At 73.2% G+C, this 22,310-nt stretch carries 20 protein-coding genes; 9 read left to right on the top strand and 11 right to left on the bottom strand.

The features are described 5' to 3' along the window. Positions 1-11 precede the first annotated feature (11 nt). Positions 12-4,577: a CHAT domain-containing protein gene (locus tag AC0KTA_RS07490; protein WP_481054325.1), complete on the top strand. Its 4,566-nt coding sequence runs from the start codon at positions 12-14 to the stop codon at positions 4,575-4,577. A gap of 81 nt (positions 4,578-4,658) precedes the next feature. On the opposite strand, the gene AC0KTA_RS07485 is transcribed toward AC0KTA_RS07490, so the two are convergent. Continuing rightward, complete coding sequence (locus tag AC0KTA_RS07485; RefSeq protein ID WP_481054324.1) at positions 4,659-5,810, bottom strand: hypothetical protein; 1,152 nt, start codon at positions 5,808-5,810, stop codon at positions 4,659-4,661. A 165-nt stretch (positions 5,811-5,975) separates the two neighbouring features. On the opposite strand from AC0KTA_RS07485, the gene AC0KTA_RS07480 reads away from it, so the two are divergent. Next, positions 5,976-7,997: a 2,4-dienoyl-CoA reductase FMN-binding domain-containing protein gene (locus AC0KTA_RS07480; protein ID WP_481056343.1), complete on the top strand. Its 2,022-nt coding sequence runs from the start codon at positions 5,976-5,978 to the stop codon at positions 7,995-7,997. Positions 7,998-8,049: 52 nt separating this feature from the next. Beyond that, entirely contained in the window at positions 8,050-8,583 is a 534-nt protein-coding gene (locus AC0KTA_RS07475) for a PadR family transcriptional regulator (RefSeq protein ID WP_481054323.1), read from the top strand. Here the strand turns inward: AC0KTA_RS07475 and AC0KTA_RS07470 are convergent. The 4 genes from AC0KTA_RS07470 to AC0KTA_RS07455 all read right to left on the bottom strand — a co-directional run bounded on the left by AC0KTA_RS07470 (position 8,580) and on the right by AC0KTA_RS07455 (position 12,252). Then, positions 8,580-9,716, bottom strand: coding sequence for a Gfo/Idh/MocA family protein (locus tag AC0KTA_RS07470; protein ID WP_481054322.1), 1,137 nt, complete (start codon positions 9,714-9,716; stop codon positions 8,580-8,582). The genes AC0KTA_RS07475 and AC0KTA_RS07470 overlap by 4 nt on opposite strands. Further along, a complete protein-coding gene (locus AC0KTA_RS07465) occupies positions 9,713-10,465 on the bottom strand; it encodes a sugar phosphate isomerase/epimerase family protein (protein ID WP_481054321.1) in 753 nt (250 codons plus the stop codon). The genes AC0KTA_RS07470 and AC0KTA_RS07465 overlap by 4 nt, the downstream gene beginning before the upstream one ends. Positions 10,466-10,652: 187 nt before the next feature. Beyond that, positions 10,653-11,165, bottom strand: coding sequence for a hypothetical protein (locus AC0KTA_RS07460; RefSeq protein ID WP_481054320.1), 513 nt, complete (start codon positions 11,163-11,165; stop codon positions 10,653-10,655). A gap of 157 nt (positions 11,166-11,322) precedes the next feature. Next, positions 11,323-12,252 carry a LysR family transcriptional regulator gene (locus AC0KTA_RS07455; protein WP_481054319.1) on the bottom strand — a complete coding sequence of 310 codons (930 nt, stop codon included), beginning with the start codon at positions 12,250-12,252 and terminating at the stop codon, positions 11,323-11,325. Between the two features lie 120 nt (positions 12,253-12,372). Here AC0KTA_RS07455 and AC0KTA_RS07450 point away from each other — a divergent pair, with 120 nt between their 5' ends. Genes AC0KTA_RS07450 through AC0KTA_RS07440 form a run of 3 tightly spaced genes read left to right on the top strand, consistent with a single transcriptional unit; the run spans position 12,373 to position 14,999 of the window. Beyond that, positions 12,373-13,068, top strand: coding sequence for a type 1 glutamine amidotransferase domain-containing protein (locus AC0KTA_RS07450; protein ID WP_481054318.1), 696 nt, complete (start codon positions 12,373-12,375; stop codon positions 13,066-13,068). Positions 13,069-13,072: 4 nt separating this feature from the next. Beyond that, entirely contained in the window at positions 13,073-13,663 is a 591-nt protein-coding gene (locus AC0KTA_RS07445; RefSeq protein ID WP_481054317.1) for a TetR/AcrR family transcriptional regulator, read from the top strand. 7 nt (positions 13,664-13,670) lie between these two features. After that, positions 13,671-14,999, top strand: coding sequence for an aldehyde dehydrogenase family protein (locus AC0KTA_RS07440; protein WP_481054316.1), 1,329 nt, complete (start codon positions 13,671-13,673; stop codon positions 14,997-14,999). Positions 15,000-15,025: 26 nt separating this feature from the next. Here the strand turns inward: AC0KTA_RS07440 and AC0KTA_RS07435 are convergent, their stop codons facing one another. Continuing rightward, positions 15,026-15,478 (bottom strand): nuclear transport factor 2 family protein, encoded by a 453-nt coding sequence (locus AC0KTA_RS07435; protein ID WP_481054315.1) that lies wholly within the window; start codon positions 15,476-15,478, stop codon positions 15,026-15,028. 89 nt (positions 15,479-15,567) lie between these two features. Here AC0KTA_RS07435 and AC0KTA_RS07430 point away from each other — a divergent pair, with 89 nt between their 5' ends. Continuing rightward, complete coding sequence (locus AC0KTA_RS07430) at positions 15,568-16,128, top strand: PadR family transcriptional regulator (RefSeq protein ID WP_481054314.1); 561 nt, start codon at positions 15,568-15,570, stop codon at positions 16,126-16,128. A gap of 29 nt (positions 16,129-16,157) precedes the next feature. On the opposite strand, the gene AC0KTA_RS07425 is transcribed toward AC0KTA_RS07430, so the two are convergent. The 4 genes from AC0KTA_RS07425 to dhaK form a co-directional block, all read right to left on the bottom strand. Next, positions 16,158-17,168 carry a fibronectin type III domain-containing protein gene (locus tag AC0KTA_RS07425; RefSeq protein WP_481054313.1) on the bottom strand — a complete coding sequence of 337 codons (1,011 nt, stop codon included), beginning with the start codon at positions 17,166-17,168 and terminating at the stop codon, positions 16,158-16,160. Between the two features lie 178 nt (positions 17,169-17,346). Continuing rightward, positions 17,347-17,757, bottom strand: a complete 411-nt coding sequence (locus AC0KTA_RS07420) for a PTS-dependent dihydroxyacetone kinase phosphotransferase subunit DhaM (protein WP_481056342.1) — start codon at positions 17,755-17,757, stop codon at positions 17,347-17,349. A 13-nt stretch (positions 17,758-17,770) separates the two neighbouring features. Next, entirely contained in the window at positions 17,771-18,373 is a 603-nt protein-coding gene (gene dhaL / locus AC0KTA_RS07415; RefSeq protein ID WP_481054312.1) for a dihydroxyacetone kinase subunit DhaL, read from the bottom strand. A gap of 112 nt (positions 18,374-18,485) precedes the next feature. Then, positions 18,486-19,478 (bottom strand): dihydroxyacetone kinase subunit DhaK, encoded by a 993-nt coding sequence (gene dhaK / locus AC0KTA_RS07410; protein WP_016642467.1) that lies wholly within the window; start codon positions 19,476-19,478, stop codon positions 18,486-18,488. Between the two features lie 114 nt (positions 19,479-19,592). On the opposite strand from dhaK, the gene AC0KTA_RS07405 reads away from it, so the two are divergent. Beyond that, positions 19,593-20,336 (top strand): response regulator transcription factor, encoded by a 744-nt coding sequence (locus AC0KTA_RS07405; protein WP_481054311.1) that lies wholly within the window; start codon positions 19,593-19,595, stop codon positions 20,334-20,336. Then, a complete protein-coding gene (locus tag AC0KTA_RS07400; protein WP_481054310.1) occupies positions 20,333-21,736 on the top strand; it encodes a sensor histidine kinase in 1,404 nt (467 codons plus the stop codon). The genes AC0KTA_RS07405 and AC0KTA_RS07400 overlap by 4 nt, the downstream gene beginning before the upstream one ends. On the opposite strand, the gene AC0KTA_RS07395 is transcribed toward AC0KTA_RS07400, so the two are convergent. Further along, positions 21,699-22,241, bottom strand: a complete 543-nt coding sequence (locus AC0KTA_RS07395; protein ID WP_481054309.1) for an SgcJ/EcaC family oxidoreductase — start codon at positions 22,239-22,241, stop codon at positions 21,699-21,701. The genes AC0KTA_RS07400 and AC0KTA_RS07395 overlap by 38 nt on opposite strands. Positions 22,242-22,310 lie beyond the last annotated feature (69 nt).

Raw genomic sequence — 22,310 nt, 5'->3', positions numbered from 1 at the left:
GGGCAGACCGCATGGAGCGTTTCATCAGCGTCCGCATCGATCAGACGCGGCCCGATTCCATACGCCTCCACTACGACTACGGGCAGGAGTACGGCAACGGGAACGGCCCCGGCCCCGGCGGGCACGCGCCGCCTCCCGTCGACGTCGCCCTGCCGGACGTCCAGGAGCGGATCGACCGCGCGGAGACGGACTACTACGCCGAACTGCCCGCCGACGCCGAGGAGCGCGCCCGCCGGCTCGAGGCCCTCGTCGCGTACGGCCGGGAGCTGTACGCCCTCATCGACACACCGCAGCGGCTGCTGTCCGCGTACACCGAGCGGACGGCCGGCGAGTGGGGCGTCCTCGTCCTCAGGATCGACGTCGGACACGAGGCCGCCCGCTTCGCCCATCTTCCGTGGGAACTCCTCCACGACGGCCGGACGTTCGTCGTCACCGCCCCCTTTCCCGTCATCCCGGTGCGCCGTGTGCCCGACACATCGCCGGTCCGCCCGCCCGCCGCGCGCTCCCTGCGGATCGTGTTCATGGCCTGCGCACCCGACCTGGCCCCGGACACCGAGAGCCCGCTCGACTACGACGCGGAGCAGGGCAGGATCTGGGAGGCGACCCGGCGGCAGGGCATCGACCTGGAGGTCGAGGAGTCGGGCGACCTCGACGAGCTGGAGGAGCGGGTCCACAACCACGCCGAGGGCGACGTCGACGTCGTACACCTCACGGGTCACGCCGTGCACGCCGACGACGGGCCCAAGTTCCTGACCGAGGACCGGATGGGCAGGCCCCGGCAGGCCGGAGCCGAGGACCTGCACCGCTGTCTCGCGGGCCGGGCCCGGGTGTTGTTCCTGTCCGGCTGCCGCACGGGTGAGGCCGCCGACACGGGCGCCGTGGCCTCGCTCGCGGAAGAGCTCGCACGCGGGACCGTGCCCGTGGTGCTCGGCTGGGGGCGGCCCGTGGCCGACAGCGCGGCGACGCGGGCGGCCGCGGTCTTCTACCGGTGGCTGGCCCGGGGCGTCTCACCGACCACGGCACTCGCCAAGACGTACGCCGAGATGAACACCGAGGTGCCCTACTGGCATCTGCTGCGCATGTACCTGCGGGGCGACCCGCCGGGGCCGCTCGTCGAACCCGCAAGCAGGCGCGGCACGGCCCGCAGGCCCAGGGACGCCATGGTGGTCGCCGCGCGCACCCCGGGCAAGGCCGAGCCCACCTACCCCGATCCGCTGCGGTTCGTCGGCCGCCGGCGCCAGGTGCAGCGGGCCATCCGGATGCTGGCCCCCTTCGGGGACGCCGCCGACGCCCGGCCCGGACTCGTGGTGCAGGGCATGGGCGGCATCGGCAAGACGACGCTGGTGGGCCGGGTCTGCCAGCGCCTCGGGGACCAGTTCCACCTCGTCGTCCTGCGGCTGGGGGACGAGCACCTCACCGAGGACTACCTCCGGCGGGTCCTCATGGCCGATCAGCGGCTCGCGGACGTGCTGGAGGGCGCGGGCACCGGCCCGTCCTTCATGGCGCGGCTTCCCACGGCCTTCGCCCGCTGCCCGGGCCAACTGCTGTTCTGGCTGGACGAGTTCGAGTCGAGCTTCCGGCCGGACAAGAAGACGGTCACCGACATCGCCATGGCGGGCGAGCGGCCGGTTCCCCGGCCGGAGGCCGTCACCGTGCTGACCCAGCTCGTCACCGCCCTGGCACCGGCGCACAGCGGCCATCGCACCGTCGTCACCAGCAGATACCCGCTGCGCCTGCCGTGCACCGACGGCTTCGGCACCATCACGCTGGCCCCGCCGCGCGACGAGGAGATCGGCCGGCTCATCGACCGGCAGCTCGACCGGCTTGCCGCGGATCATCCGGCGGGCGACCTCACGCCGGAGCGGATCGACGCCATCCGTGAGGCCGCCGGCGGCAATCCGCGCCTGCTGGAGAGCCTGTTCGGGGCGGCGAGCCAGGGCATCGACGTCGGCGACGACCTGCTGCGCGTACGCATGCGTGAGACCCGCGACCGCATGCTGGACGCCGACATCGCGTTGCCCCTGCTGCTGTCGAAGGTCTCCCCGTCGAGCACACGACTGCTGCGGGCCGCGGCGCCGTACCGCACTCCCGTGCCGTGCGGGGCGCTCGCCCGACTCACCGACGAACCGGCGGCGCAAGCCCTCGAACACGCCGACAGACTGGCCGGGTTGAACCTCCTGGAGCGCACCTGGCGGGACGGATCGCCGCGGTTCGTCGTCCCGCTGCTGCTGCGCGGGCGGCTCGCGGCGCACGACGACGTGGCACACCGCGCGGCGGCCCGGTGCGCGGCCGCGCTCGCGGCCGAGCTGGGGGACTTCCTGGACGAGCCGGACGTACGACGCCTCGACGAGCCGCTGCTGCAGGAGGTGCGGCGGCTCGCCCTGGAGGGAGGCAGGAGCGGCCTCGCCGTGGACGCCACCGTGGCCCTCGCCGAGATCCACGACACGTACGGCCGCTACGGCGAAGTCGCCGCGCTCTGCCACCAGATCCTCACGCGCGCCCCCGAGCACCGGCTCTACCGCGTCCTCGCCGCCGCGGAGAGCGAACTCGGCCATGTCAGCGACGCCATCCGCTTCTTCGACGACGCGCTGACGAACTTCCCGCCCGAGACGGACCGTGATCGGGCCGAGACGCTGGCGACGGCCGTCTGCGAGTTCACCTTCCACCTGCCGAACACACCGGACACCTTGCGCAGGGACATGCTGGCGGAGTCCATCGAACTCGCCCGCGGGCACGGCGGGATCCAGCCCGTCCTCGTCTTCGCGCTGCGCACCCTGGCACGCATCCTCGCCATGACCGGCGACCGGACCCAACACGCCACGATCACCGCCCTGCTGGACGAGGCCGAGGGCATCGCCCGGACCATCCGGGACGGCGGCGGCCATGCCAACGCCGTCAGGTTCGACCGGGTGTGCGCGGTGCTCCTCGACCGCGGCGACTACCGCGCGGCCGAGGGGGAACTGGCCGCCATCCTCGCGGTGTACGAGCAGCTCGGGCAGCCCCGCAACGCCGCCGTGGTCCTGCTCGACGCGGCGCGCAACTGGCTGGACCTCGGAGAGGTGGACCAGGCGGAGCAGCTCGCAGACAAGATCGACGCGCTCAACCGGACCCTGAACTACGCACGTCTCGACGTCGGCCTCGACCTGCTGCGCGGAAGCATCGCCCTGCACCGCGGCGCCTACGAAGACGCCGAGCGGCACTACGCGATTGCCTCCCACAAGGCTTCCGACCTGCACGACGAGGCGAGTGAGCTCGCGGCGCTGAGCGGGGGTGTGCAGTGCCACAGGCGTCTCGGCGACAAGAAGGGCGCCGACCGGCTGCTCCAGGAACAGCTGCTGCGCCAGCAGGAGTTCCGCTCCCCGACGTACCGCGTCGACCTGCTCCTCGCGGCCCTCGAACCGTACGACGTGGCGGCCGAGAGCGACGCGGACGAGGTGGGCGCGGTGCTCGAAATGTCCCGCGAGGCGGCTTCCCTGGCCCGCATCCAGGGCCTCGCCCCACGGGAACGCCGTGCCTGGGAGTCGTTCTGCGCCGCGGCCGAGGGGCTCGGCGGTCTGGTCGACGAGCGCGAGACGGCCCTGCGTCGCGTCCTCGACCTCGAGCCGGACCCGGAGGCCCGCGTCCCGTGGCTCCTCCAGCTCGGCAGGCTGCTGCTCGGCGCGGAGCGGTTCGCGGCGGCCGGGCCGCCCCTGGCCGAGGCGCTGGCCGCGACGGCGGCCGGGCACTGGCAGGAGGGCGAGATCCGCGGGCTGCTGGCCGAGGCCGCCCGCGGCAACCACGACCACCGGGCCGCCGTCGAACAGCTCACCGCCCTGGCCCGGCTCCGGCTCGATCCAGCCGACCGGACCTACCAGGGGCGCACCCTGGCCGTCGGCACGCTGCGCGAGCTCGCCGCCGCCCACCGCGCCGACCACGCCCCCCACCGCGCCGACGCGTGCCTCCGGGCCGCCCGCTCGCTCGCCCGGCAGATTCCGCACGCGGAACTGGAGCACGAGATCCTGGAGGAACTCGCCGGCCTCGCCGAGGCGTCCGGGAACAGCTACGAGGCGCTGCGCTGGCGGGCCGCCGCCGAGTCCGCACACCTCCGCAAGGTGCCGCTCAGGATCCTGGTGACCCGGGACGTGGGGCGCTTCTTCGACTCCGCGCTCGGCGGCACCGCGGTCGACGAGACGGATCGGCTCCGCACCCGGTTCCACGAGGAGGAGGGCTGGACCTTCCCCGGCGTGCGCTACAGCTACGGCGACGAGCTTGCTGACCGGTCCTATGCCGTCCTCGTGTGGGGCGAGACGGTCCACCAGGGGCGGCTCCCCACCGACCACGTCCTGATCCCGGCCCGCCCGCCGGACGAGCGGACCGGCCACGTCACCACCGAACTCGGCGTTCCGGCGGTGGAATGGCTCACCGGCGAACAGTCCGCCGGCCTGCCGACGCAGGATCCCTCCCACGTGACCCTGGCCGCCCTCCGCGTGGTCGCGGCCCGGCACCGCGAGCGCGTCGAGGCACTGGAGGAGCCACCACCGCCCCCCGACCCCGGCATCGAGGACCTCACCGTCCAGCAGATCCTGGACCTGCTCTGAGCGAGCCCCGGCCGCGCGCGGCGACTCTTACACGTCGTACGTGCCCGTCCTACGTGTCGTACGTGCCCGTCGGCCCGGGAGCTACTTCTTCGGGTCCCGGAAGCGGCCGAACGCCTTCGTGAGGGCGCTCAGCGGCGAGCCCTCCGCCCTGCCCGACCCCGGGGCGGCCGCCCCGGACGCGCCCTTGCCGCCGGTCACCTCGGCCAGCGCGGCGTTCGCCGCCTCGGCCGCCTCCCGGTACAGGTCGCGGGACTTCGTCATGGCGTCGAGGGCCTCGGCGTACTTGGTCACCATCCCCTGCGCGTGGGCCAGCTCCTCGTCCGGGGTGAGCAGGTGCCAGCCCTGCCGCAGCCGGGTCAGGGCACGCTCGGCGTCAGCCGGCAGCGGCCGCGGCAGCGCGGCGAACTCCTTGATCCTGTCTAGGAGTTCGGTCGGCTCCGAGCCGTCAAGGAACACGCTGCGTACGGTGAAGCGCTCCGCGTCGTCCTCCGGGCCCCGCGGTTCCGTGGGCAGGATGACGGCGCCGCCGCGCGGCATCCGGGCGCTCAGCTCCCGCTTCATCGCGAAGTCGGCGATCTGCGCCTGTTCCGGTGTGCCCCGGTGCTCGACGACCCGGTGCCGCAGCCCCGGCGGCAGGAACGCCGAGACCGGCTGCTGACCCTTCGTGTCCGGCGTCATCGCCTCGTGCACCACGACGTGGATGAACCAGCTGTCCCGCGTGCAGTCCCGCAGCCGCCGGCGCAGCTCGTCGTCGTCCTTCGGCAGGTGGTTCGTCGTCCGCAGGCGCACGTCCGCCGCCGTGTCGTGGTCCCAGGCGACCCGGTCGCTGTCGGGCCAGAACATCGTGGCGGGCGAGGGCCAGTGCGCGTCCCACACCTGCTCCGCCTCGGCGGCGAGGACCCAGGTGACGCCCTCGCCCTCCTTGCGGCGGGGCCCGGTGTCGTACGTCGTCAGCTGGGCGCGCACCGTGACGTCGTCGGCCACGCGCCAGCGGGCCTCGAAGAGGCGGCGGGCCGACGGGCCGGGGTCGGCGGTCTCGTCCCGGGGATGCAGGACCGTGGAGCGGGCCGCCTCGACGGGGTCGAGGTCCTGGAAGTCGTCGAGCACCCCGGCCGCCTTGAGGGCGATCAGGTTGCGCCGGGCGTCCTGCTCGGGCTCGGGCCCGAGGTGGCGCCCGCGCGCGAGCCACGCGGTGGCGGGGGCGGTGGTCGAGGAAGCGCTGTTCTTGGCCATGGAATCGTTCCGTGGGTGGTCGGGGCCCGACCAGTATGGTCCGTGAACCGTTGTGCAACTAGTTGCATAAAGTCGGGAGCTGCCTTACAACTGTGGTGACGACGAACACCTGCCCCGCCGTCGCCCTGGCGTACGTGGACGAAAGAGGCCGCCCCGATGAGCTCCGTGAGCCGCTACCCGCACCTGCTCAGCCCGCTCGACCTGGGCTTCACGACCCTCCCCAACCGGGTCCTGATGGGCTCGATGCACGTGGGCCTGGAAGAGGCGCCGGACGGCTTCGCGCGCATGGCCGAGTTCTACGCGACGCGGGCGCGCGGCGGCGTCGGCCTCATCGTCACCGGCGGCATCGCGCCCAACGAGGCCGGCCGCCCCTGGGACGGCGGCGCCAAGCTGACCACCGAGGCGGAGGCCGAGGAGCACGCCGGGATCACCGCGGCGGTGCACCGCGAGGGCGGCAGGATCGCGATGCAGATCCTGCACTTCGGGCGGTACGCCTACCACGAGGGCCTCGTCGCGCCGAGCGCGATCCAGGCGCCCATCAGCCCCTTCCCGCCGCGCGCCCTGGAGGACGACGAGGTCGAGCAGACCGTCGAGGACTTCGTGCGCGCGGCCGAGCTTGCCCGGCTCGCGGGCTACGACGGCGTCGAGGTCATGGGCTCCGAGGGCTACCTGATCAACGAGTTCATCGCGGCGCCGACCAACCGCCGCACCGACCGCTGGGGCGGCGCGTACGAGAACCGCATCCGCTTCCCCGTCGAGATCGTCCGCCGCACCCGCGAACGCCTCGGCCCGGACTTCATCATCATCTACCGCCTGTCGATGCTCGACCTCGTGCCCGGCGGCTCCACGCTCGCCGAGGTCGTCCACCTCGCGAAGGAGATCGAGGCCGCGGGCGCCACGATCATCAACACCGGCATCGGCTGGCACGAGGCACGCATCCCGACCATCGCCACATCGGTGCCGCGCGGCGCGTACACCTTCGTGACGAAGAAGGTCATGGGCGAGGTGTCGGTGCCGCTGGTCACGACCAACCGCATCAACACCCCGGAACTGGCCGAGCAGTTGCTCGCGGACGGCGCCGCCGACATGGTCTCCCTCGCGCGCCCGCTCCTCGCCGACCCGGACTTCGTCGCCAAGGCGGCGGCCGAGCGGTCGGACGCCATCAACACCTGCATCGGCTGCAACCAGGCCTGCCTCGACCACACCTTCAACCTGCAGATCACCTCCTGCCTGGTGAACCCGCGGGCCTGCCACGAGACGGAGCTGGTGCTCGCCCCGACCCGCCGCAAGAAGCGCGTCGGCGTCGTCGGCGCGGGCCCCGCCGGCCTCGCCTTCGCCGTGTCGGCCGCCGAGCGCGGCCACGACGTGACGCTGTACGACGCCGCGTCCCAGATCGGCGGCCAGCTCGACATCGCCCGCAAGGTCCCCGGCAAGGAGGAGTTCGACGAGACGCTGCGCTACTTCCGTACGCAGCTCGAACTGCGCGGTGTCGACGTGCGGTTGAACACGTGGGTGACCGCGGAGCACCTCGCCGCCACCGGCTACGACGAGGTGGTCGTGGCCACCGGCGTCACGCCCCGCACCCCCGAGATCCCGGGCGTCGACCACCCGAGCGTCGTCAGCTACCTGGACGTCCTGCGCGACGGCGCGCCCGTCGGCGAGCGTGTCGCGATCGTCGGCGCGGGCGGCATCGGCTTCGACGTCGCGGAGTATCTGACGGACAGCGGCGACAAGGCGAGCCTGGACCCGGCGACGTACTTCAAGCAGTGGGGCGTCGACATGGACTACCGCGGCCGCGGCGGCCTGACCGAGCCCGTACGGCCGACGCCGCCGCGCACCGTCCACCTCCTGCAGCGCAAGACGTCCAAGGTCGGCCAGGGCCTCGGCAAGACGACCGGCTGGATCCACCGCGCCGAACTGCGCCACCGCGGCGTCACCATGGTCAAGGGCGCGGCCTACGACCGCATCGACGACGAGGGCCTGCACATCACTGTCGGCGAGGAACAGCGCACCCTCCCCGTCGACACGGTCGTCCTCTGCGCCGGCCAGGAGCCCCGGCGCGGTCTCTACGAGGAGCTGATCGCCGCCGGGATCGCGGCCCATCTCATCGGGGGCGCCGACGTCGCCGCCGAACTGGACGCCAAGCGCGCCATCAAGCAGGGCACGGAGCTGGCCGCCGCGCTCTGACGACCCGGCCCGCGGCGACGACCCCGCCCGCGGCCGTCCCTAGGATGCCGTCATGTCCCTCCCGCACGCGATCCTCACCGCCCTGCTCGAGAAGCCGTCCTCGGGTCTGGAGCTGACACGCCGGTTCGACCGGTCGATCGGCTACTTCTGGTCGGCCACGCACCAGCAGATCTACCGCGAGCTGGGAAAACTGGAGCGCGACGGCCTCATCCGCGCGCTGCCCGCCGCGCAGGCCACCCGCGGGCAGAAGAAGGACTACGAAGTGCTGCCCGCGGGCCGCGCCGAACTGGCCCGCTGGACCGCCGCGCGCCAGGACCCCAAGCCGCTGCGCGACACCCTGCTGCTGCGCCTGCGGGCCGCGGCCGTCGTCGGCACGGACGGCATCGAGGCCGAGCTGCGCCGCCATCTCGCCCTGCACCAGCGGCAGTTGGCGGAGTACGAGGAGATCGAGCGGCGGGACTTCCCGCCGGGCCGGGACGCGATCGAGGACCGGCTGCGCCACGTGGTGCTGCGGGCCGGGATCGACCTGGAGACGTTCTGGACGCAGTGGCTCACCCGGACCCTGGACGAACTGGCCGATTCCTAGGCCCCGTTGAGCGTGGCCGCCGTCGGGTCCCAGTCCTCCGGGAGCGGCGCCGGGGGCACGAGCTGGGCGGGCAGCGGCACGAACGCCCCCACGGCCGCGGACTGCGTGATCGCGGTCATCGTCTGGAGGACATGGAAGGCGAGGGCACCCGAGGCCCGGTGGGTGCTCAGACCGTTGTGGACGGTGGGCGTGTCCTGCGTACGGATGGTGCGCGCCATGTCGAGGACACCGAGCCCGCGGCCGTCCGTACGCCCGCGCACGGGCAGCTCGTGCCACTCGTCGCTGCCGTTGGCGCGCAGCCGCAGCGGGCCGCGGAACGTGTTCGGGTCCGGTACGGCGAGCGTGCCCTCCGTGCCGGTGATCTCGAAGCGTATGCGGGGATGCGAACTGTCGAAGCTGAACGTCGAGTTGGCGCTCGCGCCCGACGCGAACTCGAGCAGCGCGGCGACGTGCGTCGGCACGTCCACGGGGAATGACTGCCCGGCCTTCGGGCCCGAGCCCACCGTGCGGTGCTCCCGGGCCCGCGCCGCCGTCGCGGCCACCCGCGCCACGCTGCCGAACAGCGCCACCAGAGCCGTCAGATAGTAGGGGCCGAGGTCGAACAGTGGCCCCGCGCCCGGCTGGTAGAAGAACGCCGGGTCCGGATGCCAGGACTCGGGGCCGAGGCTCTGCACCGCCGTCGTCGCCGCGACCGGCCTGCCGATGTGGCCCGCGCGGACGGCCCGGATCGCCGACTGCAGGCCCGCGCCCAGGAACGTGTCCGGCGCGCCGCCGAGCAGCAGCCCGCGCTCGGACGCCTCGGCGACGAGTTTCTCCGCCTCGTTGGGCGTCGGCGTGAGCGGCTTCTCGCCGTACACGTGCTTGCCCGCCCGCAGCGCGGCCGCCGCGACCCGTGCGTGGGCGGCGGGCACGGTCAGGTTGACGACCAGCTCCACGTCCGGCTCGGCGAGGACGGTGGGTACGTCACCGGCGAGCGGGATGCCGTGGGCGCGGGCCGCCGCGGCCGCCCGCTGCGGGGCGATGTCGGCGACGGCCACGAGGCGGATGTCGGGGAAGGTGCTCAGCGTGCGCAGGTACTCGGCGCTGATGACGCCCGCGCCGACGACGGCGACGCCCACCGGGCCCGCGGTCACGCCGCGTCCAGGGCGCTGACGTAGGTGCGGCTGGCGGCTAGCTCGCCGAGGAGGTCGCCCGCGCACGCGTCGAACTCGACCACGCGCCAGGCGGTGGGCGCCGCCGCGAGGACCTCCGGGACGGGCATGGTGCCGCCGCCGACCGCCACGTTCGGGTCGTCCTTCGTGCCCGGTCCGTCCTTGAGGTGCAGGGCCTCCACGCGGGTGCCGAGGCGGTCGAGCAGCGCGGGCACGTCGGCGCCGCCGACGGCGGCCCAGTACGTGTCGACCTCCAGGAACACCGCGGGGTCAAGGAGGTCCGCGAGGACCTCGATCGCGTGCCGCCCGCCGTGGCTCGCAAGCCGCGGTTCGATCTCCCACCAGTGGTTGTGGTAGCCGAGCCGCAGCCCATGCCGATCCGCCTCGCGCGCAAGGGAGTTGAGGCGGTCCGCGACGCGGCCGAGGCCCTCGTACGACGTGAAGTCCTCGTGCGGGAAACCGGCCGGGACGATCGCTAGCGGGGTGCCGAGCGCGGCGACCGCGTCGAGGACGGGCTCCGGCGCGGCGGTGAGCAGCTGCACGACGTGCGCGCCGGACACGGTGAGGCCGAGGTCGTCGGCGACGCGCCGCAGCCCTACGGCGTCCGCGGTGACGTCGAACGCCTCCACCGCGCCGTACCCCATCTCCGCGAGCCGGCCCAGCGTCCCCGCGCGGTCGGCGGCGAGTTCGTCACGTACGGAGTAGAGCTGAACGCTGAGCGGTCGTGGCATGGAGGTCCCTCCCCGTCGGCTGGGAGGACCGTAGGACGGGAAGGGGGAGGGGACAAGAGGGCGGAGCCCGCACGCCTGTATGGGCGCGCGAAGGCCCGGGCCCGTACGCCTGCCAAGGACGTGCGAAGGCCCGGGCCCGGTCCCGGTGGATGTGCCGGGGCCGGACGCGGGCCGTGGGCGGCCGGGGTCAGAACCGGCCGCGGACGCGGAGCGTGCGACGCCGCACGAACCACGCACCGCCGGCCACGGCCACGGCCACCAGGGCCCCGCCCGCGACCAGCGTGGTCGTGCCGTAGTCCTCGACCGCGCCGCCGAAGCCGCCGCGCACACCGCGCGCGGGGGCCGACGTCGACGAGACCGTCGGCGTCGCACCGCCGACCGTGATCGTCTGCGAACCCGCCGCCGAGCCGTCCGTGCAGATCACCGCCACCGTGTGGGTGCCGGGACTGACGTTCTGCCAGGAGGCGGTGCCGCCGGTGAGCTGCACCTGCCGCCCCGAGGCGAAGCTGGCGTTGCCGCCGCTCATCAGCGACCCCTTGCCCCCACTGGGGCACGCGGTCGTGGTGACCGTCACGGTCGAGCCACTGGCGGTCACGTTGATCCCCGATGCCGCGACCGCCGACGGGGCGGCCAGTGCCAGCGGCAGCGCGACGGCGGCGACGGCGAGTCCGGAGCGGAGAGATATCTGAGTAGTACGCATGCGTCTGCCCTCCGGCGGCACGGGAGGCGGTACATCCCATGCGCCGCCGGAATTGGGAAACGCCCGTGCTGCCTGACGACGAGCCAACGTGGCGTCGGCCCGCACCGCATGCGGGCTGCCCCCGGGCAGGTGACGGAGTCCATCGTCCGGCCGAGCGTCACCAGGACGGGGCGACCCGCAGCAGCCGGTCCCGTACGAGCAGGACGTGCGGATTGGCGGGCGCGCCCGGCCGCTGCGCGAGATAGCCCGTGTTGATCGGCGGATCCTCGGGCAGCAGCAGCGGCACCAGCGCGCCCGAGGCCAGCTCGTCGAGGCACAGATAGCGCGGCAGCACGCTGACGCCCGCCCCGGCCACGACCGCCGCGAGGACCCCGCGCAGATCGGGCACCGTCATCGCGGGCTGCTCGGTCAGGCGCTCGCCGAAGACGTGCCACCAGTACCGGCGGGCGATCGGCAGGTCGTCGGCGTACGCGATCAGCGGCACCCCGCGCAGCGCGGCGGCCCCGTCGGCCGCGACCCGCGCGGGCCCGATCCGCTCCGCCCAGCCCGGCGACGCCACGAGCACGAACTCCTCGTCCGCCAGCGGCACCGCGCTCAGCGTGCGCCCGCGCAGCCGCATCGTGGAGATCACCAGGTCGAAGCGGCCGCCGCGCAGCCCGTCGAGGAGGTCGTCGGTGAGGCCCAGGGTGACCCGCAGGCGCACCCCCCGGTCGGTGAGCGGCGCGAGCGCGGGCAGCACCCGGGTGCACAGCAGCTCGGCGGGGCCCGCCAGGTGGACCGGGTCCGGGCGTTTCTCGGCGGCGAGCGGGCCGCGGTCGACGACCGCGGCGAGCGCGTCCAGCGGGGCCGCCACCTGCGTCGCGAGCTCGTCGGCGACGGACGTCGGGACGGCGCCGCGCGGACGCCGCTCGAACAGCTCCCGGCCCAGTTGCTGCTCCAGGGAGCGGATCTGCGTCGTCACCGTCGGCTGCGAGAGCCCGAGCAGCCGCGCCGCCCCCGTGAACGAACCGGACCGGTGCACGGCGAGGAACGTCCGCAGCAGGGACAGGTCCAGCGAGGCGTTGCCATTGGTTTTCCTATGGGGCATGCCGGACACCCTATTGGTTCTCTATGGCTCGGGCGCCTACCGTCGAAGTCATCGACGTGCTGACACTCTGCGTACGAAACGTCAGAGCACACGCAAGGGAAGCGAAGGAGGAGGACCGACATGGCGAAGATCCTGATGGTGGTGACCGGCTCCGCGGTATGGACGCTGGCGGACGGCACCGCGCACCCGAGCGGCTACTGGGCCGAGGAGGTCTCGGCCCCGTACGAGGCCTTCACCGCCGCCGGGCACGACGTGGTGGTCGCGACGCCCGGCGGGGTCGTGCCGACGATGGACCCGGCGAGCCTCGCCCCCGAGCTGAACGGCGGCCAGGAGAACGCCGACGCGATCGCCGCCGCCCTGGACGGCAGCACCGCCCTGAAGCACCCGCTCGCGCTGGAGGACGTGCGGCTCGACGACTACGCGGCCGTGTTCTACCCGGGCGGCCACGGCCCGATGGAGGACCTCGCGGTGAACGCCGCCTCCGGTGACCTGCTCACCGCGGCGCTCGCGTCCGGCAAGCCGCTCGGCATCGTCTGCCACGGGCCCGCCGCGCTGCTCGCCACCGCGCGCGACGGGGGCGCATCGCCCTTCGCGGGCCGCCGCGTGACCGCGTTCACCAACGCCGAGGAGGCCCAGTCCGGCTTCGCCGACCGCGCGCCGTGGCTGCTCCAGGACCGGCTCGTCGCCCTCGGCGTCGACTTCCGGGAGGGCGAGCCGTGGGCCCCGCACGTCGTCGCCGACGGCAACCTCCACACCGGCCAGAACCCGGCGTCGGCCGCCCCGCTCGCCGCGGAGATCGTCAAGGCGGTGGGCTGAACCCATGGCCACCGACCGGCTCACCGACGTCCTCGACGCGACGTACACCTGCCTGAGCAGGTACGGCGTGCGGCGCACCACGGTGGACGACATCGCGGGCGAGATGGGCGTGTCCCGGTCGGCGGTCTATCAGTACGTACGCGGCAAGGACGACGCGGTCCGGCGGCTCACCCGGCGCCTGCACGACCGGGCGCTCGAGCGGGCCGCCGCTGCCGCCGCGTCCGACGCGCCGCCCGCCGAGCGGATCCACGGCATCCTGGCCGCCAAGCTCGACCTGGTCCTGGACCTCGTGGGCGGTTCGCCGCACACCGCCGAACTCCTCGACGCCAAGGCGCGGTTGTCCGGCGACATCTGCGACGCGTTCACGGGGCGGATCCGGGAGCTGCTGACGGAGCAGTTCGCGGCGGCGGGGACCCGCGGCTCCGGCAACTCCCGTCCCGCCGACGCCGCCGACATCTGCCTCGCCCTCGTCATAGGCCTAGAAACCCATCCCGACGCGGCGCGTCTGCTGCGCCCCGCCGCCGACGCCCTGCTCACCGGGCTCCTGCCCGCACCCGGGCAGGCACCCACCCCACCCCCCGAGCCACACTCCTGAGGACCTCATGAACGACAGCGCCACCCCCGAAGACCCCGCCGCCCTCGTGACCCGCCTCCGCGCCACCTTCCGCAGCGGCCGCACCCGCCCCCTGGCCTGGCGCGAGCGGCAGCTCACGCGGCTGCGGGAGATGCTCACCGAGCACCGCGAGGACATCGCGGACGCCCTCCACGCGGACCTGGGCAAGCCCCGCGCCGAGGCCTACCGCGCCGAAGTCGACTTCACCGTCAAGGAGATCGACCACACCCTCGACCACCTCCAGGAGTGGCTGCGCCCGCAGTCCGTCGACGTCAGCGGCGTCTTCGGGGAGCACGCCAGCGCGGGCACGCAGTACGACCCGCTCGGCGTCGTCCTGGTCGTCGCGCCGTGGAACTACCCCGCGCAGCTCCTCCTCGTACCGGTCGCCGGGGCGCTCGCCGCGGGCAACGCGGTGGTCGTCAAGCCGAGCGAACTGGCGCCCGCCACCTCGGAGTTGATTGCCCGGCTGCTGCCCCGCCACCTGGACACGGACGCCGTGGCGGTCGTCGAGGGCGGCGTGCCCGAGACCACGGCGCTGCTCGCCCAGCGCTTCGACCACATCTTCTACACCGGCAACGGCACCGTGGGCCGCATCGTCATGCGCGCCGCGGCCGAGCACCTGACCCCGGTGACCCTCGAACTCGGCGGCAAGTCACCGGCGTTCGTGGACGCGGGCGTCGACACCACCGAGGTCGCCCGCCGCCTGGCCCGCGCCAAGTTCGCCAACGCCGGCCAGACCTGCGTCGCCCCCGACTACGTCCTCACCGACCCCGCCACCGCCCGCGCCCTTGAGTCCGCGCTCACGGAGGCGATCACCGAGCAGTACGGGGCGGACCCGGCGGCGTCGGACGCGTACGGACGCATCGTCAACGAGCGGCACTTCGACCGGATTTCGGGGCTGCTCGGCTCGGGCCGCGTGGTGACGGGCGGTCAGACGGACCGCGGCGCGTTGTACATCGCGCCGACCGTGCTCGCCGGGGTGCGGCCCGACGAGCCGGTCATGCGGGAGGAGATCTTCGGCCCCGTCCTGCCGATCGTCGAGGTCGAAGGTCTCGACGAGGCGATCGACTTCATCAACGACCGGGACAAGCCGCTGGCCCTGTACGCCTTCACCGACGCGGACCGCACCCGTGAGCGGCTGGCCGCGGAGACCTCGTCGGGCGGGCTCGGCTTCGGCCTGCCGATGGCCCATCTCTCCGTCCCCGAGCTGCCGTTCGGTGGCGTCGGTGAGAGCGGCCTCGGCGCCTACCACGGCCCGCACTCCATCGCGACGTTCAGCCACCGCAAGGCGCGCCTGGACGTGCCGCTGCCCGCCTGATCCAGGGCCCCGGACCGCGCCTGGTGTCACCCCTCCTCGGGGAGCGGCGGCACCAGGCCGTCGGCGACCAGGCCCGCGTGCACGGCCCGGCCGAGCGCCTGGACCGCCGACTGCGGGCGCACCATCACCGTGAACTCCTTGATCCGGCCGTCCTCGTCGAAGTGCAGCAGGTCGATGCCGTGGATCTCCTTGCCGCTCACGGTCGTCCGGAACAGCAGGACCGCCGACGGCGCCTCGCTGCCGTCGGCGCTGGTCTGCGCCGCGCCCTCGTAGGACCCGACGTACCGGAAGTTCTCGAAGAGGCGCAGCAGTACGCCGAAGAGCCCCATGACCATCTCGCGCCCCTCGAAGGGCTGGAACTTCACCGGGCTGTAGAACCGGATGTCCGGAGTGAACAGCTCCTCCAGAGCGGCGAGTTCACGCTTCTCGACGGCGGCGCGGAAGCGGTGCGCGGACTCGGTGGCGGATGTGGTCGTCATGGGTGGCCTCCTAGTCACGAATATGACTACTCAATTCCTTGACTATGATGCGAGTGTCGGCCGATTAAGGGAAGAGGGGCAGACAGGCCATGGCCTTGCGGCACGCAGTGCTCGCAGCACTGCTCGATGGCGAGTTCAGCGGCTATCAGCTCGCCAAGAGCTTCGACATCGGCGTGGCCAACTTCTGGCACGCGCAGCCCCAGCAGTTGTACGCCGAACTGGCGCGACTGGAGGGCGAGGGCCTGGTCTCCGGGCGTGAGGTGGTGCAGGAAGGCCGCCCCAACAAGCGGGTGTTCAAGGTGACGCAGGAGGGTCTCGCCGAACTGGAACGGTTCGCCGCGGCGCCCGCCAAGCCCTCCTTCATCCGGGACGACCTGCTGGTCAAGGTGCAGGCGGTCGACGATGTCGGCGCCGCACCCGTGATCGCCCAGCTCCACGAGCGCGCGGCGGTCGCCGAGGCCAAGACCGAGGTCCTCGGCAAGCTGCTGCGGCGGCTGCGCGGCGAGCTGGACGAGGACGAGTTCCTGCGCAAGGGCCGCCGGATCGGCCCGTATCTGACCTGCCGACGCGGCCTCGCCTTCGAGCGCGAGACGCGCGAGTGGTGCCTGCGGACGGCGGAGCTGCTGGCGCGGCGGGAGCAGGGTGACTGAGCGGCCGCAGCGGCCCAGAGGTCCGCGTCTCAGCGGGTGGTGACGGTCCGTTCGGGGGAGTAGCCGCCCCATGTGCCGTCGGGCAGCTTGGCGCGGAGCTTCACGCGGTGCGTCTCGCCGGACTTCCGGCCGACGTAGAAGCTGTGCTTCGCCTTGTCCCGCGGCGCCGTGCCGCCGAAGACCAGCGACGTCGCGCTCCTGCCGTCCAGATGGATCTGATATTCCGTCACTGCCCCGCCGGTGTGCGGCGGTTGCCAGGCGAGGTCGATGTAGTACGCCCCGTCGGCCCGGTGCGTACGCGCCCGGAAGTCCGCCGGGGCCGTGGCGCGCCCGCTGTCCTTGCCCGCGGCGGTGGTGACGCGCACGGCGGGGCTCGCGGCCGAGAAGTTGTCGGCGGCGTCGCGCGCCTTCACCGTGAACGTGTACGTGGTGCCCGGCCGCAGGCCCGTGAGCAGCGTGTCCGTGGTGCCCCCGCCGACGCTGTGGATCTTCGACGTGCCCTGGTAGATCTCGTAGGAGGCCACGCCGCGGTTGTCCTTCGACCCGCCCCACGCCAGCGTCGCCGCGCGCCCGCCCTCGGCCTCGCCGCGCAGGGTGCGCGGGCGGGACGGGGCCTCGCGGTCGGCTTTCGCGGCGGCGGGCGTGGTGACCGTCAGCTTCCTGCTGTCCGGGCTGACGTTGCCGTCGGCGTCGCGGGCCCGGACGGAGAAGGTGTACGTGGCCGACGGCTTCAGCCCGGTGACGTCGACCATGTGCTGGTCGGCCGGGACGTCCTCGACCTTGGCGGCGCCGCGGTAGATCTCGTAGCGGGCGATGTCGGAGCCGTCGGCGGTGCTGTTCCACATCACGTGCACGGTCGTGGCGCTGCCCGCCTGGACGGTGAGGCCGCGCGGCGCGGAGGGCGGCCGTGTGCCCTCGCCGTCGTCGCCACCGCCCCAGGCGCAGGAACTCAGCACGCACGCGGCCGCGGTGACGGCGACGGCGCGCCGGGCGGTCGTGCGGGGGAGCGGGTGGCGGGGCGGGTGGGGGGTCCGTCGCACGGTCGTGCCTTCCACTCGACGCGAATGGTCCGGACCAATTTGACAGGGGTGACGGGGGCACATCAAGAGTGCGGGGTCCGCGGGTTGTGGTCCGCGGGTTGTGGGTTGTGGGGTGCGGGTTGTCGGCTGCGAGGCCCGCGGCCCGTCGAGGCACCGCGGGACCCGCGCCCCGTACCGCCTAGGCCTTGCGGTAGTCGTACGCCTCCCGGGCCGCCGCCTCGACCGCGGCGATGTCGGCGCCCGCCGACGCCGTCACGACCGCCGCGACCGCGCCCTCCACGAAGGGCGCGTCGACGAGGCGGGCGCCGTCCGGGAGTTCGTCGCCCTCGGCGATCAGGGCCTTGACCGTGAGGACGGCGCTGCCCAGGTCGACGAGGATCGCGACGCCGGCGCCCCGGTCGACCCGTGCCGCGGCGGCGGCGATGAGCTCGGAGCTGGTGCCGAGGCCGCCGTCCTCCGTGCCGCCCGCGGCGGCCACGGGGGCGGTGCCGCCGCCCGCGAGGCCCGAGGCGAGCGCGGCCACGGACTCGGCGACGGGACCGCTGTGCGAGACGAGCACGATGCCCACGAGCTTGCTGTCGTCACTCATGTCACGACTCATGTCACGCCTCCTCGGCCGTCTCGGCCAGCGCCTCGAAGAGCAGGGCCGACGAGGTGGCCCCCGGGTCCTGGTGGCCGATGCTGCGTTCGCCCAGGTAGCTCGCCCTGCCCTTGCGGGCCTGCAACGGCGTGGTGGCGAGGGCGCCCTCGTGGGCGGCGGCGCGGGCCGCCGCGAAGGACGTGGGGAGCGCGTCGACCGCGGGGACGAGGGCGTCCAGCATGGTCTTGTCGCCGGGCGCGGCGCCGCCCAGCGCGGCCACGGCGTCGACGCCGGCGCGCAGCGCGTCGGCGAACTCGGCCTCGCTCACCTGGGCCGCGTCGCCGAGTGCCTTGCCCGTGCGGCGCAGCAGCGTGCCGTACAGCGGCCCTGACGCGCCGCCCACGGTGGAGATCAACTGCCGTCCCGCCTGGGTCAGGACGGCGCCGGGGGTGTCCGGGGCCTCCTTCTCCAGGACGGAGACGACGGCGGTGAAGCCGCGCTGGAGGTTGCTGCCGTGGTCGGCGTCGCCGATGGGCGAGTCCAACTCGGTGAGCCGCTCCGCCTCGCGGTCGACGGCCGCGGCGGCCGTGGTCAGCCAGCGGCGGAAGAAATCGGCGTCGAGCACTGAAACTCCTTGCGTTGTCGATACGTCGGGGGCCGGGGGCCTACGTCGGGGGGCCGGGGGTCTACGTCGGAGGGCTGTGGGTCATGGTCGGAGGGCCGTGGCCCCGAGGTGCTCACATGCCCCAGCGCAGCCCCGCGGTGCGGACCGGCGCGTCCCACAGCCGCAGCAGCTCCTCGTCGACCCGGCACAGCGTCACGGAGGCGCCCGCCATGTCGAGGGAGGTCACGTAATTGCCGACGAGGGTGCGGGCCACGGGGACGCCGCGTTCGCCGAGCACGCGCTGGACCTCGGCGTTGAAGCCGTACAGCTCCAACAGCGGGGTGGCGCCCATGCCGTTGACGAGGACGAGCACGGGGTCGTGCGGATCCAGGTCCTGGAGGATCACGTCGACGGCGTAGTCGGCGATCTCCCGGGACGTCATCATGGCGCGCCGCTCGCGCCCCGGTTCGCCGTGAATGCCGACGCCCAACTCCAGCTCACCGGCGGGCAGATCGAACGTCGGGGACCCCTTCGCCGGAGTGGAGCAGGCACTCAGCGCGACCCCGAAACTGCGGGCGTTCTCATTCACCTGCCGGGCGATCGCCTCCACCCGCTCCAGCGGCATGCCCTCCTCGGCGGCCGCGCCCGCCAGCTTCTCCACGAACAGGGTGGCGCCGGTGCCGCGCCGCCCCGCCGTGTAGAGGCTGTCGGTCACCGCCACGTCGTCGTTGACGAGGACCTTGGCGACCTGAATGCCCTCGTCCTCGGCCAGCTCGGCGGCCATGTCGAAGTTCAGGACGTCGCCGGTGTAGTTCTTCACGACGAACAGCACGCCCGCACCGCTGTCCACGGCCGCCGCGGCCCGCACCATCTGGTCGGGCACGGGCGAGGTGAACACCTCACCGGGGCACGCCGCCGACAGCATCCCCGGCCCGACGAACCCGCCGTGCAGCGGCTCGTGCCCGGACCCGCCGCCCGACACCAGCGCGACCTTCCCGGCGACGGGCGCGTCCGCCCGCGTGATCACCCGGTTCTCCACATCCACGGCCAACTCCGGATGCGCGGCCGCCATCCCTCTGAGCGCGTCCGCGACCACGGTCTCCGCCACGTTGATGAGCATCTTCACGGGTGCCTCCTGTTGGTCGGCTCGGCCTTGCTGTTACGTGCGAACCCGATGCCAGTATCCAGCCAGTGGAGCGCCGGATCAGCGCTCAAACTTTCAAGCATTAAGCTCCGTGACGTGCGCGTACTTCTGGTGGAAGACGATGAGCCGGTCGCCCGGTCCCTCCGGCGCGGCCTGCTGCGGTACGGCTTCGAGGTGGAATGGGTCAGTACGGGCGGGGCGGCGCTGGCCTGTCCGGGCCCGTACGACGTCGTACTCCTCGACCTGGGCCTGCCCGACGCCGACGGCCTCGACATCTGCAAGGCCCTGCGCGCCCGCGGAGACGTCCCGATCATCGTGATCAGCGCGCGCAGCGACGAGACGGACCGGGTGGTCGGCCTGGAGCTGGGCGCCGACGACTACGTCTCCAAGCCCTTCGGCGTACGAGAGGTGATCGCGCGGATAAGGGCGGTGATGCGCCGGGCGCAGCCGCGCACCCCGGGCACCCTGGCGGCCGGGCCCGACCGCTACGGGCCGCGCCTGACCGTCGACCGCAAGGCCGCGCGCGTACACGTCGACGGCGCGGAGGTCCCGCTCACGCCCAAGGAGTACGACCTGCTCGCCTTCCTCACCGAGGAGCCGGGCGCGCTGATGTCGCGCGAGCAGATCATGGAGGCGGTGTGGGACGCCAACTGGTTCGGGCCGACGAAAACGCTCGACGTTCACGTCGCGGCACTGCGGCGGAAGCTGGCGGGCGCGATCACCATCGAGGCGGTACGGGGGGTGGGCTTCCGGCTCGTCGTCGATGCCGCGGATGCCGCGGGTGCCACTGATTCTGAGGACGGCGGCGACGGCGGCGGAGCCCCGGGCAGCACTTCATGATCCGCCAGCTCATCCGCAGCTATGTGCTGCTCGTGGCGGTCGCCATCGGCCTGTTCACCATCCCGGTCGCCTTCACGCTCACCGCCCAGCTGCGGGACGACACCGAGCAGTCCGTCAACCGCGAGGCCACCACCATGGCGCTGCTCCTCGGCAACGGCGACGCCGCCTCGTGCCAGGCCCTGGAGGAGATGGCCAGGGCGTACGGCGACGAGACGCCCGGCGAGGTCCAGGTGACCGTCACCGGCAAGTGCGCGGCCGACCTGCCCCGGCCGAAGCGGGACGCGGACCTGACGGAGGTCCTCGGGGAGGGCAGGTCCACGACCGACTGGGGTTCCTCCTTCATCTGGGGACCGCGTCTGGTGATCACCGTCCCCGCCCACGAGCGCGCGGCGGACGGCGACGGGGGCCGGGACGAGGACGCGGGCCCGGTCGTGGGCGCCGTCCGGATCGTGTACTCGACCAGCGGTCTCAGCGACCGGCTGTGGACCATCTGGGGCTTCCGCGCGGCCCTCGCCGTCTTCGTCCTCGCGGCGGCGGCCGGTCTCGGCGCGATCGCCGCCCGCAGGCTGACCCGGCCGCTGCGCCAGCTCAACGACATGGCGAGCAAATTCAGCGACGGCGACTTGACGGCCCGTTCCCCCGTGACCGGCCCGCAGGAGACCCAGACCCTGGCACGCACGCTCAACCAGGGCGCGGAGCGTCTCGACACGCTGATCGGCGCGCAGCGCATCTTCGTGGCGGACGCCTCCCATCAGCTCAGGACCCCGCTGACGGCGTTGCGGCTTTCGCTCGACAACATCGCCGACGGCGTGGACGACGAGTTCGTCAAGGAGGACGTGGAGCAGGCGACGGCCGAGGTGGTCCGGATGAGCCGCCTGGTCAACGGCCTGCTGGTGCTCGCCAGGGCGGAGGCGAAGGCGACGGCGGCGGAGCCGCTGTCGCTCCGGGACGTCATCGAGGAGCGCTTCTCGGTATGGCGGCCGGCCGCCGACGAGCGCGGCGTCACCGTCGCGCTCACGGGGAGCGCCGACGACCGGCTGCTGGTGTCCGCCACCCCCGGCAACCTGGAACAGGTCCTGGACAATGTGCTCTCCAACGCCCTGGAGGTCTCGCCGGACGGGGCGACGATCACCGTGCGGGTGGAGCGCGAGGGCGACGAGGTGGAACTGTCGGTCCTCGACGAGGGCCCCGGCATGTCCGACACCGAGAAGTCCCGGGCCTTCGACCGCTTCTGGCGCGGCCGGGGCCTCACCGGGCGCGCCGGCTCGGGCCTCGGCCTCGCCGTCGTCAAACAGCTCGTGACGGACGACGGCGGAACCGTGAGCCTGCGGGACGCGCCCGGGGGCGGGCTGTGCGTGGCGGTCAGTTTGCGGGCGGCAGCACAGAGGAGTGGTGGTTGACGATCAGCCACTTGCCGTTCCGCTTCTCGTACTCGTACGTGTACCGGGCCTCGACAGTGCGCTTCTCGCCGGTCTTGGCGTCGGTGAGGTGGAATTCGTACAGCCCCGCGTCGATCGCCGAGTTCCTGTCGAGGACGTTGATGACGCTGCGGATCTTCTCGCCCTTCGGCTTGTTGTCCTGGAAGTGCTCGAAGTAGTCGACGATCCCGGCACGGTCGGTACGGATCTGCGGGGAAGCGGTGGGCAGCAGCACCGCGTCCTTCGCGTACCTCGCGGCGACCGTCTCGGCGTCGCCGGTCTGCAGGGCCTTGTTCCATCCGTCGAAGAGCGCTGCTATCTGCTTCTTGGTGGGCTTGGCGGACGCGGACGCGGACGTGGACGTGGACGTGGACGCCTTGGCGTCGGTGGCGGAGGTGGCGGCGCCGACTCCCGCGGTCACCGTGGCGGCGGTGACGAGGGCGGTGGCGGTGACGACAGCGGCGCGTACGCGGGTCTGACGGGTCATCTCAACTCCAGTGCGGTGGTGGTCACTTCCGCCGTCGGCTTCCTCTGCGGCGGGAGTGACCCCAGATTC

This window comes from Streptomyces sp. Y309 (assembly GCF_056712025.1).
The sequence above is the reverse complement of the archived record's forward strand: the minus strand, read 5'-3'. Positions and strand labels throughout refer to the sequence as shown.